The 17,044-nt window shown below is 74.4% G+C and carries 12 protein-coding genes; 7 read left to right on the top strand and 5 right to left on the bottom strand.

The window, feature by feature from the left end; all coding sequences use genetic code 11:
- Positions 1 to 2 precede the first annotated feature (2 nt).
- Positions 3 to 3,302, bottom strand: coding sequence for a ferredoxin reductase domain-containing protein (locus AC1UE5_RS01930; RefSeq protein WP_482920374.1), 3,300 nt, complete (start codon positions 3,300 to 3,302; stop codon positions 3 to 5).
- 58 nt (positions 3,303 to 3,360) lie between these two features.
- A complete protein-coding gene (locus AC1UE5_RS01925) occupies positions 3,361 to 4,296 on the bottom strand; it encodes a LysR family transcriptional regulator (RefSeq protein WP_482920373.1) in 936 nt (311 codons plus the stop codon).
- A 93-nt stretch (positions 4,297 to 4,389) separates the two neighbouring features.
- Here AC1UE5_RS01925 and AC1UE5_RS01920 point away from each other — a divergent pair, with 93 nt between their 5' ends.
- The 3 genes from AC1UE5_RS01920 (at position 4,390) to AC1UE5_RS01910 (ending at position 7,860) form a co-directional block, all read left to right on the top strand.
- The gene (locus tag AC1UE5_RS01920) at positions 4,390 to 4,701 is read left to right on the top strand and encodes a hypothetical protein (RefSeq protein ID WP_482920372.1); all 312 of its coding nucleotides are present in this window, start codon (positions 4,390 to 4,392) and stop codon (positions 4,699 to 4,701) included.
- Positions 4,702 to 4,862: 161 nt separating this feature from the next.
- Entirely contained in the window at positions 4,863 to 7,286 is a 2,424-nt protein-coding gene (locus tag AC1UE5_RS01915; RefSeq protein ID WP_482920371.1) for a coiled-coil domain-containing protein, read from the top strand.
- Between the two features lie 259 nt (positions 7,287 to 7,545).
- On the top strand, positions 7,546 to 7,860 hold the full coding sequence (locus tag AC1UE5_RS01910; protein WP_482920370.1) for a hypothetical protein: 315 nt from the start codon (positions 7,546 to 7,548) through the stop codon (positions 7,858 to 7,860).
- Positions 7,861 to 7,951: 91 nt separating this feature from the next.
- Here AC1UE5_RS01910 and AC1UE5_RS01905 read toward each other — a convergent pair whose 3' ends face one another.
- A complete protein-coding gene (locus AC1UE5_RS01905) occupies positions 7,952 to 9,982 on the bottom strand; it encodes an O-antigen ligase family protein (protein WP_482920369.1) in 2,031 nt (676 codons plus the stop codon).
- A 32-nt stretch (positions 9,983 to 10,014) separates the two neighbouring features.
- Positions 10,015 to 11,556, bottom strand: coding sequence for a tyrosine-protein kinase domain-containing protein (locus tag AC1UE5_RS01900; protein WP_482920368.1), 1,542 nt, complete (start codon positions 11,554 to 11,556; stop codon positions 10,015 to 10,017).
- Between the two features lie 155 nt (positions 11,557 to 11,711).
- On the opposite strand from AC1UE5_RS01900, the gene AC1UE5_RS01895 reads away from it, so the two are divergent.
- From AC1UE5_RS01895 to AC1UE5_RS01880, 4 genes are read left to right on the top strand one after another with little or no spacing between them, the layout of a single operon-like run.
- Positions 11,712 to 12,419, top strand: a complete 708-nt coding sequence (locus AC1UE5_RS01895; protein ID WP_482920367.1) for a sugar transferase — start codon at positions 11,712 to 11,714, stop codon at positions 12,417 to 12,419.
- A gap of 21 nt (positions 12,420 to 12,440) precedes the next feature.
- Entirely contained in the window at positions 12,441 to 13,586 is a 1,146-nt protein-coding gene (locus AC1UE5_RS01890) for a Gfo/Idh/MocA family protein (RefSeq protein WP_482920366.1), read from the top strand.
- Positions 13,583 to 14,719, top strand: coding sequence for a DegT/DnrJ/EryC1/StrS family aminotransferase (locus AC1UE5_RS01885; RefSeq protein WP_482920365.1), 1,137 nt, complete (start codon positions 13,583 to 13,585; stop codon positions 14,717 to 14,719). The genes AC1UE5_RS01890 and AC1UE5_RS01885 overlap by 4 nt, the downstream gene beginning before the upstream one ends.
- A 13-nt stretch (positions 14,720 to 14,732) precedes the next feature.
- Positions 14,733 to 15,917: a carboxylate--amine ligase gene (locus AC1UE5_RS01880; RefSeq protein WP_482920364.1), complete on the top strand. Its 1,185-nt coding sequence runs from the start codon at positions 14,733 to 14,735 to the stop codon at positions 15,915 to 15,917.
- On the opposite strand, the gene AC1UE5_RS01875 is transcribed toward AC1UE5_RS01880, so the two are convergent.
- Positions 15,914 to 16,999 (bottom strand): lipid II:glycine glycyltransferase FemX, encoded by a 1,086-nt coding sequence (locus AC1UE5_RS01875; RefSeq protein WP_482920363.1) that lies wholly within the window; start codon positions 16,997 to 16,999, stop codon positions 15,914 to 15,916. The two genes, AC1UE5_RS01880 and AC1UE5_RS01875, sit on opposite strands and share 4 nt — an antisense overlap.
- Positions 17,000 to 17,044: the final 45 nt, after the last annotated feature.

Here is a 17,044-nt window from a genome sequence, read left to right as displayed (position 1 = left end):
GCCTAGCGGGCACGTGCGGCGCGGCGCAGGGACAGCCGCGCCGCACGGCCCTCGCGCCCGTCGCTGCGCACCGCCGCCACGCGGATCGTCCCGGTGGTGGTGCGGGCGACGTCGGGCAGGACCGCGCGGCGGCCGGACGCCGTCGCGGGCAGGACGAGCGAGCGGCCGTCGCTCAGCCGCGCGCGGACGAGGTAGCGCTTCGCGCCCGTGACGGGCCGCCACGTCACGACGGCGCCGCCCGAGCCGGTGCGGCGGACACGCGCGCCGCGCGGAGCGGCGGGCACGACGGGCGCGGGAGCGACGTAGGAAGCGACGTTCAGGCGGTCGCGTGGGCGGCCGTAGGACTCGACGATCGCGACGATGCGGCGACGCCCGCCCGGGCCGTCCGCGGGCGTCCAGCGCAGCGTGCCGGTCGTGCCGCGCGCGACGCCGATCGTCTTCGCCGCCGCCGCGCCCTCCTCCGCGAACCAGACGCGCTGGCCGGGGACGGCGGCGATGCGGTACGAGAGCTCCCGCGCGCGCGAGCCACGGAAGCCCCGGCGGACCGTCGCACGGACGGAGGGCTTCGGGAGCGCCTGCGCGTGATCGACCGCGCGGACGGGCGCCGAGCCCGGCAGCTCCTCCACCCGCCACGCGCCGGCGGCCGGTCGCGCGAGGACGAACCACGTGGTGTCGGCCTCGCGCACGACGACGGCGGACGGCCCGTTGGCCTCGACCCGCTGGCCGCCCGGCCCGACGAGCGCGACGGCGGGCGGCGCGCCGATCCCCCGCACCGCGACGAACGCGCCGCGCGAGCCGGAGGGGATCGAGACCGTCCGCGCCCCGCCCGGCGCCTGCGCGACCGACGCGCGGTACGGCCCGACGTCGCAGCCCGTGAACAGATCGGGCGACTCGCCCCACCTGTAGCCCACGCCCGCCGCGAGCCCGATCACGTCCGCGCACGCGCCGAAGCCCGTGCTCGACACCACCGCCTGCCCGTTGAAGCACTGCCCGCCGCGGCCGCCCAGGCAGATCCGCGCGGCGGCCTCGACGTTGAAGCGCAGGCCGAGCAGCGCGCCGTCGAAGTTCGCGCCCGCGTAGATGCCGGGCAGGTCGAGGTCCATCCGCCCGCCGAAGCCGACGAACCCGTTCGTGCGCAGCTCGAAGTACGCGCTCGCCAGCCCGACGTCGACGATCGACACCCGCCCGTCCGCGCGCAGAACCGTCGGCTTGGGGGCGTCGGGCAGCGTCAGCGTGAGGTCGCCGTCGACCCCGATCGCCCGCACGCTCCCGATCTTCGGCCCCGCCGACAGCCCGACGCCGCCCTTGAGCCGCAACTCGGGCGTCGTCTCGACGGCGAACCGGATGCGCTGCAGGTAGACGACGCTGAACGGGTCGAGCGGGATGCCCGAGCCCGGGAACGTCAGCTCCCCGCGCGCGTAGTCGAACGCGCCCTTGCGGAACCCGACCCGCGCGTCGAGCGACGGGCCCGGCGGCTGCGGCGGGAGGATGAGCGTCGCCCCGCCCTGCCAGACGTCCTCGTCGGCCTCGTAGCGGAACTCGAGGTCCTTGACCTGCACGATGCCGAGGAACGCGTTGGCGACCTTGACGTCGAGGTCGCGGACGCGCAGCCCGCCGGCGTTGTCGATCCGCAGCGTCACGTCGCCGGTCACGCCGCCGAACAGCGCGGGCAGCCCGACGTGGAGCGGGATCTCCGCCGCGCCCCGGCGCAGCCGCAGCTCGGCCTTGCCGGCCAGCGGGAAGCCGAGGAGGTCGCCACCGAACTTCCCGACGTCGAGCGTGCCGACCGTCCACGACGTGCCCGCCGGGATGCGCCAGTCGATCCGCCCCTTCCACAGCACGACGGCGCCTGCGCGCACCGTCACCGTGCCGGTCGACTCGACCGTCCGCGCGCGGCGGTCGAACGTGATGCGGCCGTTGCCCTCCAGCCGCACGCTCAGGCCGTTGATCCGCACGCCGCCGGTCGCGGTGAACTCGGTGCCGCGGACGGTCATGCAGCTGTCGGCGATGACGTCGAGCGGCCCGAAGCTCAGGATCTGGCAGGGATGGACCGGCCGCGGGCCGGGTGGTCCACCGCCGGGCGGCGTGGGCGGCGCCGGGGGCGCGGGCGGCGGCGGGACGACGTAGGGGAGCGTCGCCGGGTCAGGGAGCGGCTGGCTGAGGATCTGCGGGTTCTGGACGCCGCCCGGCTGTGAGGTCCACAGCGCGAGCCCGACCGGCCCGCCGTCCGCCTGCCCCGCCGCGAGCGCCGGGTGGCCGATCGTGAAGTCCGGCCCGGGCGCGACCTCGTGCGGGAGCGTCCAGCTCGCCCCGTCGGTCGACGTACGGTACTCGAGGTTGTTCGCGGGCCCCACGTACAGCGCGTGGAGCCGCCCGGTCGCCGGATCGGCGGAGAAGGTCGCGTGCACCCCCGCGCCCGGCGCGCTCACCGGCTGCGGCGCGCCCACGGCGGTCCCGTCGATGCGGCGCGCCTGCCAGGTGCGGTCGCTCGCGCGCGAGAAGAGGAACGTGCCGGTCGGGCCGGCGACGAGCTGCGGGTCGGCGGCGTCGGGGACGGTGACAGCTGACGTCCACGTCGAGGCGGTGTTCGGGCGCGTCTGGGGGCACACGCCCGTGCAGTCGTATGTGCGCACGCGCGTGGTGTCGTCCAGGCGGGCCCACGCGGCGACGAACGAGTTGCGCCCGCGCTGGGCGACCGACGGGCTGTACGCGTTCTGGTCGTCGAGCAGCGCCGCGGCGGTCGTCGTCTGGCCGAGCGGTTGGGCCTGGAGGATCGCCTGGCCCGTGCGGCCGGCCATGGTGAGCACCCGGTCGTCGACGTCGTCGTAGACGATCGGCGCGGGCGCGGCGGGGGCGCCGGGTTCGACGTCGCCGATGATCGACGGCTGACTCCACGTGATGCCGTCATCGGCCGACTGCATCACGATGTTCGCGGTCTCCGACGGCGGCATCGCCACGCCGCAGCAGCGTGCCGTGAAGATCAGGACCTCGCCGAGCGGCGTCACCCGCACGTGCGGGCCCACGAAATCCGTGTTGTTCGCGATGTTGCCGTACGGCGGGAAGACGTACTTGACCGCGCATCCGCTTCCGCCGAAGTCGATCCGGCAGTAGTGCAGCAGGTCGTTCGTCCCGGTGCGGCTCTCGTTCCACACCACGTGCGTGCGCCCCTCGCGGTCCACCACCGCATCGGGGTGGTGGCCCGCGCCCACCGGCGTCGCCGCGCGCGCCGTGGCCGCTCCCGCCCCCAGCACGCCGAAGACGACGGCGGCGATCGCGACGAGGGATCGCAGGCCGGCTCGCATCACCCTGCGCGAGCCTAAACGCGCCCACGCCGTGCGTGGGAGAAAGTTCTCGCGCGCGCTACGAGGCGAGCGCGAGCTGCTGGCGCTCGCCCATGAAGTCCGCGCCGACCTCGGCGAGGATGTCGAGCATCGCGTCGGCCGCTGGGGAGCGGTAGCCGTCCTGCATCGTCGCCGCGCGGATGAGCCGCACCGGCGGGCGGGCGCCGAGCGAGCGGACGACCACGTCGTCGCGGACGGCGAGCAGCGCGAGGTCCGGGATGAGCGACACGCCCATGCCCGCCGCGACGAAGCCCTGGATGGCCAGGTAGTCGTCGGAGTGGAACGCGATCCGCGGCTCGAAGCCCGCCGACTGGCAGGCGCGCAGGAGGATGAGCGTGTCCGGGCAGCCGCCGGCCGAGCCGCCGATCCAGTTCTCGCCCGCGAGCTCCTCCAGCCGGATGCGCGGCTTGACCGCGAGCTTGTGATCGCGCGGGAGCACGATGTACATCGGGTCGTCGAGGACGTGCAGGCGGTCGATGCCGTCGTCCTCCTGCGGGCCGAACGGCGCGTCGATCGCCATCGCGATGTCGGCCTCCCCCGCGCGCAGGCGCTGCAGCGCCTCGGGCGGCTCGCCGGGCTCCAGCGACAGCTCGACGCCCGGGTGCAGCTCGCGGAACCGCGCGATCGCGCGCGGCATCACGGTCGCGCCCGCGGTGGCGAACGAGACCAACCGCAACCGCCCTCCGCGCAGCCCGGCGATCGCCTCCAGCTCCGCCTCGGCGTCGGCCAGGCGGGCGAGGATCACGTCGGTGTGGCGGACGAGCGCGCGACCGGCCTCGGTCAGGCGCACGCCGCGCGCGGAGCGGTCGACGAGGCGCGTGCCGGCCTCGCGCTCGAGCGCCGCGATCTGCTGCGAGACCGCCGACTGCGTGTACGCGAGCGACTCCGCGGCGGCGGAGAACGAGCCCTTGGCGGCCACTTCGCGCAGCACCCGCAGTCGCTTGACGTCGAGCATAAGGACAGCTTATCGGAGCGCTAACGAATTGGCACTTGTGCTTACGGCCTCGGCGGCCGATCATGTAGGGGAAGCCAACGAAGAAGACGCGCCATGACCCTGTCCCAGACCCCGACCATCTCGATCCGCCCCGCGACGGCCGCCGATGGTCCGACCCTCGTCCGCCTCGCCGCCCTGGACTCCAAGCCGGTGCCCTTCGGCCCGGTCCTCATCGCCGAGGTCGACGGCACGCCGCTGGCCGCCCGGTCCCTCCAGAGCGACGTCGTCGTCGCCGACCCCTTCGCGCGCACCGCCGAGCTCGTCGAGCTCCTCAACGTGCACGCCACCGCTGTGGCCGAGACCGCCACGGAGCGCACCGCGACGCGCTCCGCCGGGCTCGTCCGCAGGCTCGGCTTGGCCGCCTAGGCCCCGCCGGGTCCTCCTCAGAAGCCGCGAACGGCTCGCGCCGCTGCCCCCAAACGCGGCGCGGGCCTGCCGCGGCGCCTGCGCCGTTCAGGTCGCTCGCGCCGTCCGCCGATGACCCTCGTGTGACAGGGTCCCGACGCGCTGACGTACCCTCCGCCGCGATGCGGCCTCTCTCCATCGCGTACTTCCAGCAGACCACGGCGTCCGCCGACATCGTGCTGCTGCGCATCGCCGGCCGTCTCGACGCGTCGCTGCTCGGCGAGGGCGACCCGGTCCTGGTCGCCGACGACGGCCGCGACGCCCACGTCCACGAGCCGCTCGCCACACCGGACCGGCTCGACCGCACGTCCGGGGCGTTCGCGCTCGGCTTCTCCGTCGACGCCTCCACCCTGCGCGGCCGCATCGCCTTCGCGCTCGCGCCCGCGGGGACCGACGGCCCGCTCCTCGACCTCCCCAGCCCGACCATCCGCGCGCTCTCCGGCCCGGCCGCCGCTCCCGCCCCCGCCGACGACGCCGAGACGTGGCGGCGCATCGCCGAGGAGCGCGCTGCGGCGGCCGCCGACGCCCGCCGCGCCGCCGAGGCCCGGGCCGCCGACGCCGAGCGCGAGCACGGCGAGGCCAAGCGCGCCGCCGCCGAGGCGCAGGCCGCGACCGCCGAGCTGGCGCGCCGCATCGCCGAGGTGGAGGAGCTCACGCGGCGGCTGGAGGCGTCCGAGCAGGACCGTGACGCGACGCAGACCCACGCGGACGCGATCGACCGGCAGCTCGCGGACGCGCGCGCCGAGGCCGCCGCGCTGAGCGAGGCGCTGGAGGCCGCGCGGCAGCGGGCGGCCAGGCAGGAGCGCGAGGCCCTGGACGCGCGGGCGCGCGCGGACGCCGCCGAGGCCGACGCACGAGCCGCGCACACGGCGGCCTTCGAGGCCGCGACGTCGTCGGTCGAGGCGCGCGTGCGGGAGCTGGACGAACGGGCCTCGCGGGCCGAGGCGGCGCTGGCCGAGCGCGACGAGCGGCTCGCCCTGCAGACGCTGGAGCTGGCCGAGGCGCGTGAGTCGGTCAAGCGGCTCGAGGAGCGGATCGGCGAGCTGGAGCGCTCGCTGGCGGACGCCGGCAAGGGCACCGACGCGCTCGCCGAGGAGCGCGACCGCATCGCCGCCGCGCGCGACGAGGTCGCCGCGCGCCTGGCGGACGCCGAGGAGCGGCTCGCGCGGCTGGGTGCCGAGCGCGAGGAGCTCGACGGCGAGGTCCGCCGGCTGCACGAGCGCGCCGCCGAGGGCGAGGCCGCGGCCAACGAGCGGGAGGCGCTCCGAGCGGAGCTCGAGCAGGTGCGCAGCGAGGCGGCGTCGGCCGAGGAGAAGCTCACCGAGCAGCTCGCCGAGGCGCGCCGGCGCACCCACGAGGCGGCCGGGCGGCACGAGGTCGCCACCGCGGAGGCCGCCGCGCTGGAGGCGCACCTCGACCAGGCGCGGGCGGAGCTGGAGGCGCGCGCGTCCGAGCGCGACCGCGCGCTGGCGGGACGCAGCGCGCTCGAGCACGAGCTGGCGAAGGCGCGCGAGCAGGTCGAGAGCGCAACCGCCGAGAACGAGGACATCGTCGAGGAGCTGCGCGCGCTGCGCGAGCGGCTGGAGGCGGCCGACCAGGACGCCGCCGAGCGCGAGGCGGCGCTGGAGTCGCGGGTCGCCGAGGCGCAGCAGCAGCTCACGGACGTCGAGCAGAGCGTCGAGCACGCGCGCGCCGCCGAGGCCGAGGCCGCGGCGCAGACCGAGGAGCTCGCCCGCGAGGCGGACGCGCTCGGGTCGCGGCTGGCCGAGCAGGAGGAGCAGCGGGCGCTGGCGGAGGAGCGCATCACGGCGCTGGAGTCGTCGCTGGCCGACGCCGAGGAGCGCTCCGAGCGGGTCCGGCGCGACCGCGAGGAGGTCGAGAAGCGGCTGACCGCCGCGGCGGCCGAGCGCGAGGAGGCGCAGGGCGACCTGGCGCGGATCGGCGAGCAGCTCGCCCGCGCGAGCGAGCACATCGAGGTGCTGACCGTCGAGCTGCGGGCGCGCGGCGAGGAGATGCAGGCGCTCGACGACCACGCGCGCGAGCTGCAGGACCAGTCCGAGGCGTACCGGTGGCGGGCCGAGCAGCTGGAGCGCGACCTGCGCGCCGCCGAGGAGCGGCTCGCCGAGCAGGCCGAGGCGGTCGCGGCGGCACAGGCCCGCGGCGCGGGGGTCGAAGGCGAGGCCGAGGACGCGGCCGAGGCCGCCCCGGCCGGCGCCGGCGACGACTCCGCCCAGGCGCGCGCGACGTTCGAGGCGCTGGAGGCGGCGCGGGCGCGGGCCGAGCTGCGCGCGGCCGAGGCCGCGGCGGAGCGCCGGGCCGCGGAGGAGCGGGCCGCCGAGCTGGAGGCCGAGCGCGACGCGGCGGCGCAGGCGCGCGAGGCGGAGATCGAGCGGCGTGCCGAGCTGGAGCGGGCGCTCGCGGAGGCCGAGAAGGCGCGCGACGAGGCGCTCGCCCGTGCGGCGGAGGCCGCGAAGGCGTGGGCGGAGTCCGAGGCGGTGCGGCAGGCCGAGCGCGGCGCCGGCGCCGAGGTCCCGGACAAGGGCTGAAAGGTCCGCTCGCGAAACAATCTCCCTGAACCGCCGTGCCGTTCGGTACCGTAGGCGCGTCGGCGCGCATCGGAAATTCGTCTATTTGGCGAATTGGGGCTTGTGTTCGGTCCCCGTGACGACTCACACTTGCGAACGTCGAAGCGGATCAGCCGCTAGGCCGCACCTGAAGGCACGAACGGAAGACTCCGATTCGGAGGGAAAGACGACGTTGATGAGAGCCCGCCTCACAGTTTCCATCCTCGCTGCACTCGCGCTGATGCTGGTCGGCAGCTTCGGCACCGCCTACGCCCAGGGCGTCAGCGGCAGCGACAACGCCGGCCAGGAGCAGTACGGCACGCCGAACGACACCGACGTCCTCGGTGAGATCGGCGAGGTCGAGGAGGAGCCGTCGCAGCAGGCCGAGGAGCCCGCTGCCGCCGAGCCCGCCGCTGCCGCCCAGCCCGCCGCAGTCCAGCAGAGCAACGACGAGCTGCCGTTCACCGGTCTCGAGACCGGCCTGATCGCCGCGCTCGGCGTCGCCCTCGTCGGCGGCGGCGTCATGCTCCGTCGTCAGACGGTCAGCGACCGCTAGACCGAAGCTTCCACCGGCCTCCCGGCCGGCCCGGATTGACAAGCGGCGGCCCTCGGGCCGCCGCTTCTCGTTGCGGGGCGCCCGCCGCGTGTCAGTTCGTGGGCAGCTTGAGCTGCGTCGCGCGCTCGCGCCAGCCGCGCGGGTCCGTCGTCTCCCAGAAGGAGCGGGAGGCGTCCTCCGCCAGCGGCTCCTTGGGGTTGAGCGCGCGGGCGATCTTGATCTGCGGGCGCGGGTCCTGCTGCGCGACCGCGAGGGCGAGCGCGAGGCCGTAGTGGACGCGCCAGTTGTACGGGTCGTGCTCGATCGCGCGGGTGAACTGGCGGATGCCGTCCTCGACGCGGCCGGTGCGCAGGTCGCAGTAGCCGAGCAGCTCGTAGGGCTCGGAGCGCACGTCGAGGCGGTCGATCGCGAGGTTCGCCTCGCGCGTCGTCGTCTCGCAGTCGCGCGCCGCGAACGCGACCTTCGCCGCCTGCGCCGCCCGCTCGGCCCGCACGAGCACCACCAGCGGGACGATCACCATCAGGAGCGCCGCCACGAACCCTGCGCGCCACGGCCACCCCATCGGGCGGTCGAGCCGCGCGCGGGGCGACGCGCCGTTGGCGCCGCCGGCGAGCACGGGCGTGGCGGCGACGGCGGCCGGCGCGGTGGCCCGGGCCGGAGCGTCGGCGCGCAGCCGCGCAGCCAGCGCCATCCCCCCCGCCGCGAAGAACGGGATCGTCACCGCGGGCAGCTCCCAGTCCCAATCGATCCCGGCGTGCACCGCCCAGAAGACGGCGACCGCGGTCAGCGCCGCGAACAGCACGCGGTCCTCCCCACGCACGCGCTTGACGAGCGCGACGACGATGATCACGAGCGCGACGAGCAGGAGCAGGAGCCCGACGATGCCCAGCTCCGCGAGCATCTCGAGGTAGAGCGAGTGCGCGTCCTCGACGTCGTACTGCTCGGTCCGCGCGCGGTCCCAGGTCAGCCGGTAGGTCCCCGCTCCGAGGCCCTTGAGCCGGTCGGCCGCGAACCCGTCGGTCGCCGCGTTCCACTGCGTGATGCGCCCGTTGTTGCCCGGGTCGACGAGCCGCTGGCGCAGGTCGGTCTCCGCGCCCACGTTGCCGCCCTGGACGAACCGGTCGTACTGGTCCTGCAGCTTCACCGCTCCGCCGGCCGCCAGCGCGACGGCCAGCACGCTCAGCCCCACGGTCAGCCCGATGCCCACGCGCCGGCGGGTCAGCGGCGCCTTGGGGATCCGCGCCCGCGCGAGCCGGCCGTCGAAGCGCAGCGTCAGCATCCACCGGATCGCCATGGACGCGGCGACGGCCAGCACGATCGTCGGGAGCAGGTCCTTGCCCTCCGCGATCGCCGCCGGCGTGGTCGGGTTCAGCGACGTCAGCAGGTCCGCGTTGTACGCCGCCGCGACCGCGACCGCCGACGCGGGCAGCACGATCACGCCGCTCGCCGCGCCCGGCGTCCGCGCGAGCGGGATCACCGCGACCAGTCCGACGATCGTCAGCGCGATGCCCGCGCGCGAGAACGTGAAGAAGAGCGCGGTCGCCAGCACCGGCAACGCGCCGGCGGCGAGGATGCGCACCACGCGCGACTCCCGCAGGTCGCTGGTGAGCACGAACGCGAGCAGGATGCCCATCCCGCAGACCGCGCCGAGCGCGTTCCAGTACGTCAGCGGGTAGCTGAGGCGGTCGTTGGAGACGTTCGGCTCGGTCGGCCACACCTCGGGCAGCAGGCGCGTGATCAGCGCGCAGCCCGCGACGACGAAGCACGCGAGCGCCAGCCCGCGCACGAGCCACCGCAGCCGCAGCCGGTCGAACGGCAGCATCGCCAGCGCGAACGTCACCAGCAGGTAGAGCAGCGTGCGCACGACCTCGAACGCCGCGCGCCCGTCGGACTCCGACCACGCGGCGGACCACAGCGTCCACCCCGCCAGGAGGAGCAGCGCCCCGCACACGACCGCGCCGTCCACGGTCAGCCCGGCGAGCGGCCGCTCGCGCAGCAGGAAGCAGACCGCCACCACGAGCGCGACGACGATCGCCGCCAGCGCCGTGTCGCGGGCGAAGTAGCCGCCCGCCTCGAAGCTCATCCACACCACGAGCGCCCCGGGGAGCAGCGCCGGCAGCACGCGCGCCGCCCGCTCGGATGCGGCTCGGAAGCTCAGCTGCGCGCGCCCTCGATCGGCAGCTCGGCCCGTTCGACCGTGCTGGACTCCGGTCCGTAGTACCCGTACTGGTCGACGACGGGCGCGTCCGTGACGACCACGCCCATGAGGCTGGCCGAGATGTTGCGGAGCGTCCGGAGGGCCCTGCGGGCGGGCTCCTTCGTCGTCTTGTTCAGGCGGGTGACGACCAGCACGCTGTCCACGAGGGGCGCGAGCGTGACGGCGTCGTTGACCGTGCCGATCGGCGGCGTGTCGATGATGACGACCTCGGCCAGGGACCGGGCCGTCTCCACCAGGGCGCCCATCTCGGGGCGCGCCAGGAGCCGCTGGGAGTTCGGGGGGACCGGGCCCGCGGTGAGCACCGCGAACGAGAGCCCGTCCTTGACGTCCTGCATCGTGACCGGCCGCGCCGTCGTGGCGTCGAGCCAGACGATCTCGCGCGCGAGGTGGCGGTCGCCGCCGAGCAGGAGGGTGGAGAGACCGCCGCCGTGCTGGTCGATGCCCGTGTAGCGCGCGATCGACGGGCGGCGCAGGTCGGCCTCGATCACGAGCGTGCGCACGCCGAGCCGCGTGAGGGCCTGTGCGAGGCCCATCGCGACGCTCGTCTTGCCGTCGGCCGGGCTCGGCGACGTGACCATCAGGACGTGCGAGTGCGCCCCGGCCGTCAACCGCACGTTCGCGGCGAGCAGGCCGTACGCCTCTCGCTGCAGGTGGTCGTCGCCTCCGCGCCGCGGCGGCGGCGGGATCGAGGCGAGCACCGGCAGCTCGTACAGCTCCTCGACCGTCTTCTCGTCCTTGATGCGGCGATCGGCGAAGTCGAGGATCAGGGCGATGGCCGCGCCGAGGATCAGGCCCAGGAAGAGACCCGCCGCGCCGGCCAGCTTGGTGCGGGGACGGGATGGGTCGGTAGGTACGCGCGCACGGCGAACGACCTCCACGCCACCGGTCTGCAGCGCGGCGGCGATCTCGAGCTCGCGCTGACGGGCGGCGAGCTGGCGGCCTTCCTCGCTGTTGCGGTCGGCCTCCGACAGCGCCTCGAGGCGGGTCGTCGCGAGGTTCGCGGCGTCGACGAGCGCCTGGCGCTCGGACTTGCGGCGGAACGCGACGAACTGCTCGGCGAACCCGTTGGCGATCGCGGCCGCCCGGCGGGGTTCGGCGTCGCGCACGGTGACGGTGACGATGTCCGACGTGCTGCTCGTCTCGGTCTCGACCTGGCCGAGCAGGTCGGTGATCGGCGTCCGAAGCCCGAGCGCCTTGCGGACGGCCTCGGCGACGGTGTCGAGCTTGATGAGCTGGACGCCGGTGGTGATCTCGCGCTCCGGGTCGCCCGTCGAGAACGAGTCGTTGCCGACGAGGCTCTCGACCCGGTCCTGACTGTCGAAGAGCAGCTCGGCCCGTGCGTCGTACTGCTTCTCGCTGGAGAAGCTGACGACGAGCGCCGCCGCCAGCACGAGAAAGGCGACGATGAGGATGACAGGCCAGCGCCGCCGGATGGCGCGGGCGTAGTCGATGAGCTGAACGCCCTGGCTGCCGTGCATCTGCGGCGAGTGTACGCGAGCGAACGGCGGGATCTACCACAGAACGGAGAACCAGGTACGACACCTGTCCATTCGCAAGTAGGCTGGGGGGGTCAATCGGTTCTGATCAACGACGAGGGATCAAGACATGTCCCCGATCAACCGATATTCGCCCCGTGGCCTACGTCGACAAGACCTCCACACACGCCATCGCGCACGCCCGCACTGAGTCCAAGGCCCTCCTCCGCGCCCACGGAGGCGCCTGGCCGATCGCGAAGCGCACGCTCGACGTCGTCCTCGCCTGCCTCATGCTCGTGGCGCTGGTCCCCGTGCTCCTCATCATCGCGCTGGCGATCAAGCTCGACACCCGAGGCCCCGTCCTCTTCAAGCAGCGCCGCTACGGGCGGGAGCTGAAGGACTTCCCGGTCCTGAAGTTCCGCACGATGAGCCACGGCGCCTCCGACGCGATCCACCGCGCGTACATCGCCGAGCTGATGAGCGAGAACGGTGGCGACACGGACGACGAAGGCGGGTTGAAGAAGCTCACCGCGGACCCGCGGGTCACGCGCGTGGGCGCCTTCCTGCGCAAGACGAGCCTGGATGAGCTCCCCCAGCTGTTCAACGTCGTGGCCGGGCAGATGTCGCTCGTCGGCCCGCGGCCCGCGCTGGACTACGAGCTGGAGCACTACGAGCCCTCGCACTACGCGCGCTTCGCGGTCCGCCCCGGCCTGACAGGTCTGTGGCAGGTCTCGGGCCGGTCGACGCTGGGGTTCCGCGAGATGCTGGACCTCGACGCCCGGTACGCCTCTGAGAGCGGCCCGGCGACGGACCTCCAGATCCTCGTGAAGACGCCGATCACGCTGGTACGCCGTACCGCCGCCTGATCCGCGACTCTTCCACGAGCGATGACCCTTCCCGGACCCGCAGAGGCGAACGCCGTCTCCACGCCCGACGCCTCCGTCGGGATCGCGGTCGTCGGCCTCGGCTACTGGGGCCCGAACCTGCTCCGCAACGCGTGGGAGACCGACGGCGCGACCGTCCGCTACGCGTGCGACCGCGACTCGCAGGCGCTGGCCCAGGTCGCGGCCCGCTACCCCGGCATCAAGCAGACCCAGGAGATCGACGACGTCCTCGCGGACGACGAGGTCGACGCGGTCATGATCGCCACGCCGGTGAGCACCCACTACCCGCTGGCCAAGCGGGCGCTGGAGGCGGGCAAGCACGTCTTCGTCGAGAAGCCGCTGGCCGAGCACTCCGAGGAGTGCAACGAGCTGATCGACATCGCCGAGGCCAACGACCTCGTGCTGATGCCGGGTCACACGTTCCTCTACTCCCCGCCCGTGCGGAAGGTGAAGGAGCTGCTGGTCGCCGGCGACCTCGGCGAGCTCTTCTTCGGCACGTTCAGCCGCGTCAACCTCGGCATCCACCAGAGCGACGTGAGCGTCGTCCGCGACCTCGCGCCGCACGACTTCTCGATCCTCCTGTACTGGCTCGGCGACCCGGCGTGGGTCCGCGCGGTGGGCCGCGACTCGATCGGCTCCGGCCAGCTCGACGTCGCGTTCATCGACATGGGCATGCCGAACGGGGCGCTCATCCACGTCGAGCTGTCCTGGCTGGCCCCGACGAAGCTGCGCCGCACCGTGCTGGTCGGCACCGGCAAGATGGTCGTCTACGAGGACTCGAGCAACGAGCAGGTCCGCGTGTTCGACCGCGGCGTCGACGCGATCGAGCCGCAGAGCTTCGGCGAGTTCCAGCTCTCCTACCGCTCCGGCGACGTGCTCACGCCGCGCCTGGACGCCGAGGAGCCGCTGAGGGTCGAGCTGCACGACTTCGTCAGCTCCATCCGCGACGGTCGCGCGCCGATCTCGGACCACTCGATCGGCCGCCGCGTCGTCGAGCTGATCGAGGCCGCCGAGCTGTCCCTCGCCTGGAACGGCGCGCCGGTCTCGGTGCTCACCGACGAGGACCGCCGCCGCCAGCCCGACCGCCGCCGCTCGGTCGGCGGGATGCCCCAGCCGCACCTCTGGCGTGGATCGCCGAAGCCCCAGTGACGACCGACACCAAGAACCTCCCCCTCTTCGACCTCGCGCGGGCCTGGCCGGCGCTGGAGGACGATGCCACCGCCGCCTTCGCGCGGATCGCGTCCACGGGCGCCTTCTCCCTCGGCGCCGACCTCAAGGCGTTCGAGGAGGAGTTCGCGGCCTACTGCGGCACCGAGTTCTGCATCGGCGTCGCCAACGGGACGGTCGCGATCGAGCTGGCGCTGCTGGCGCTCGGCGCCGGGCCGAGCCGCGAGGTCGTCACGGTGCCGCACACGTTCGTCGCGACGGTCGAGGCGATCGGCTCCACCGGCGCGAAGCCGGTGTTCGTCGACGTGGACCCGGTCACCCGCAACATCGACCCGGCCGGGCTCGAGGCCGTCATCAACGAGCGGACCGCCGCCGTCGTGCCGGTCCACCTCTACGGGCGCGTGGCGCCGATGGACGAGGTGCGCGCGATCTGCGCCAAGCACGGCGTCCCGATCGTCGAGGACGGCGCGCAGGCGCACGGCGCGAAGCTCGACGGCCGGCGGGTCGGCTCGCTCGGCACCGCGGGCGCGTTCTCGTTCTACCCGACCAAGAACCTCGGCGCGTTCGGCGACGGCGGGGCGGTCGTGACGGACGACCCCGAGGTGGACGCGCTCGTGCGCTCGCTGCGCCACCACGGCTCCGCCCCTGGCGACGCCAACCGCCACGAGCGGCTGGGCCGGACGGAGCGGCTGGACAACCTGCAGGCGGCGATCCTGCGGCTCAAGCTGCCGCGGCTGGACGACGAGAACGCCCAGCGCCGGGCCGCCGCCGCGCGCTACCGCGAGCTCCTCGACGGGTTGCCGCTCACGTTGCCGCCCGAGGACGACGCGGCGCGCGAGTCGGTCTACCACCTGTTCGCCGTCGAGGTGGACGACCGCGATGCGGTGCGGGCCAAGCTGAACGGCCAGGGCATCGGCGCCGGCGTCCACTACCCCACACCGGTCCATCTGCAGCCGTATTGGTCGTACCTCGGTCACCGCGCGGGCGACTTCCCGGTGTCGGAGCGCCTAGCGTCGCGCGTGCTGACACTGCCGCTCTTCCCCGGCGTCACCGAGGCCGAGCAGGACCGCGTCGCGGCCGCGCTCTCCCAGGCGCTTCTCAGCTCGACCACCTAGGGTCCCGGGCCGAATGAGCCCCGGAGCCCTCGTCCTCGGAGCGTCGTACCGGGCGCTCGGCGTCGTCCGCAGCCTCGGCCGGCGCGGCGTGCCCGTCCGGTTGCTCCGAACCGACGAGCACCGCGTCGCGACGTTCAGCCGCTACGCGGAGCCGACCGGGCAGGTGCAGGACGGCGACGAGGCGACGCAGGTCGGGCAGATCCTTGCGCTGGCACGCACGCACGGGCTGGACGGGTGGTCGCTCGTCCCGACCGATGACGACAGCGCGCACCTCGTGAGCCGCGGCCGCGACGTCCTCACGCGGGTCTTCCGCACGACGACCGCACCGTGGGAGACGCTCGTCGCGGCGCACGACAAGCGGTTCACCTACGCATTGGGCCAGCGGGCCGGCGTGCCGGTTCCGCAGACGTGGACGCCGCAGACCGAGGCGGAGGTCGCCGCGCTCGCGCCCCGCTTCCCTGTGATCCTCAAGCCGTCCTACAAGGTGCGCGGTGAGCCGCTCAGCACCGACAAGGCGTGGCGGGTGGAGTCGGCGCAGGAACTGCAGCAGCGGTATCGCGAGGCGCGCCGCACGCTCCCCGCCGAGGCCATCGTCGTCCAGGAGCTCGTGCCGGGCGGGGACGGGCGCACGCAGCTGTCGTACGGGGCGCTGTGCCGCGACGGGGAGGTGCTGGCCTCGATCACGGCCTGCCGCGTCCGCCAGCGACCCATGGACTTCGGCAAGGCCAGCACGTATGTCGAGTCGATCGCCGACGCGGACGTCGAGGACCTGTCGCGACGGCTGCTGGCCGAGCTCGGCTACACGGGCATCATCGAGGTCGAGTTCAAGCGCGACGCGCGCGACGGGCAGCTCAAGCTCCTCGACATGAACCCGCGCACGTGGGGTTGGCAGTCGTTGGGTGCCGCCGCCGGGGTCGACTTCCCGTGGCTGGACTGGCTGCTCGGGCAGGGCGAGCCGGTGCCCGAGGCGCACGCGCATCCCGGCGTGCGCTGGGTCCGCGTGTCGATGGACCTGCCGCTGGCCGTCGCCGAGGTGCGCGCGGGCCGGATGCGCGCCGGCGCGGTGGCGCGCACGTACCGGCCGCCGCTCACGTTCGCGACGTTCACCCGCGACGACCCCCGGCCCGCGTTCGCCGACCTCCCGCTTCTCGTGGCGCTCGCCGTCCGGCGGCGGCTCCGAAGCGCCCGCCCACGCTAGAGGAACCGGTACGCGAGGTCGCCGGCGGCCGCCGTCGCCCCGAGCGGGACCTTCCCCCACGTCCTGACGGCCAGCGACGCGCCCGCGTGCGACTCGTCGCCGTATCCGCTGCCGGCGGGCGCCACGGCCGGCGGGTGGTAGTAGCGCACGAGCCGAGCCGGCTCGGCGCCCCACTTCCGCTTGAACGCCGCGAGCCCCTCGTTGCCCTCGGGGACCTCGCCCAGGTCGTAGCGCCGCAGACCGGCGCGTACGGCGTCCTCGATGAGCGAGGCCTGGACGACGTCGGCAGGCGAGAGGCGCAGCCGGTCCGCGCGCGTCGCGCCGAAGGCGTAGAACGCCGTGCCGCCCAGCTGGAGGGTCAGCGCGCCGGCGACGATCTCGCCGTCGAGCTCAGCCACCACGAGGCGCATCAGGCCCTGCGGCCGCATGAGGTCCCACATCGCGCGAAACGTGCGCAGCGGACGCGCGGGGACCAGGTTCTCCCGCATCGTGGCGAGGTACAGCCGGTACCAGGTCTCAAGCTCGGCGGGCGAAGCCGCGTCGCGTGCGATCACACCGCTCCGACGCGCCTTCGCCAGACGGGAGCGCAACCCGCGGCTGGCGCGGCCCTTCAGGTACGGCAGGTCCTCCACGTGCGCGGGGAGCTCGATCGCGTAGGCGACCCGCCACGAACGCCCGACCAGCCCCGCGGGGAGCGGGTCGGTGAGGGTCGTCGCCGGCTTGACCTGCAGCTGAGTGCCATGCCCTGTGCGGTGCACGGCGTCGGCCAGCAGGGCGGCGGTGGTCGCGTCGTCGTCGGCCAGCGGGCCGGCGACGGCGGTCCGGGGCAGCGACGCGAGCCGCGGCCCGAGGGCCGCGATACGGCGACCCACCACCGGCACCCCGCGCGTGCGCACGAGCGGAAGGACGCCGCGGACGCGGTCCTCGGCGTCCACCGCCGCAAGGGCGACGACCGGACGGGCGCTCTCCGCCGTGAGGACGGCCAGCCACGTGGAGTGGTGGTAGACCAGTCCTCCGGGGTGCTCGCGCACGTACCGATCCCAGCGCGGGTCGGCGCCCGGGTCCACCTCCACGATCCGCACGCGGTGAGACTATCCATCGCACCGGCTCCAGGCACCCCAGCGCGC

The sequence above is a fragment of the Parviterribacter multiflagellatus genome, assembly GCF_056863265.1.
The sequence above is the reverse complement of the archived record's forward strand: the minus strand, read 5'-3'. Positions and strand labels throughout refer to the sequence as shown.

Coding starts and splice junctions, on each gene's coding strand:
- AC1UE5_RS01930 (WP_482920374.1), bottom strand. CDS start 3,302: ATGCGAGCCGGCCTGCGATCCCTCGTCGCGATCGCCGCCGTCGTCTTC.
- AC1UE5_RS01910 (WP_482920370.1), top strand. CDS start 7,546: ATGCTGGTCGGCAGCTTCGGCACCGCCTACGCCCAGGGCGTCAGCGGC.
- AC1UE5_RS01920 (WP_482920372.1), top strand. CDS start 4,390: ATGACCCTGTCCCAGACCCCGACCATCTCGATCCGCCCCGCGACGGCC.
- AC1UE5_RS01900 (WP_482920368.1), bottom strand. CDS start 11,556: ATGCACGGCAGCCAGGGCGTTCAGCTCATCGACTACGCCCGCGCCATC.
- AC1UE5_RS01925 (WP_482920373.1), bottom strand. CDS start 4,296: ATGCTCGACGTCAAGCGACTGCGGGTGCTGCGCGAAGTGGCCGCCAAG.
- AC1UE5_RS01890 (WP_482920366.1), top strand. CDS start 12,441: ATGACCCTTCCCGGACCCGCAGAGGCGAACGCCGTCTCCACGCCCGAC.
- AC1UE5_RS01880 (WP_482920364.1), top strand. CDS start 14,733: ATGAGCCCCGGAGCCCTCGTCCTCGGAGCGTCGTACCGGGCGCTCGGC.
- AC1UE5_RS01915 (WP_482920371.1), top strand. CDS start 4,863: ATGCGGCCTCTCTCCATCGCGTACTTCCAGCAGACCACGGCGTCCGCC.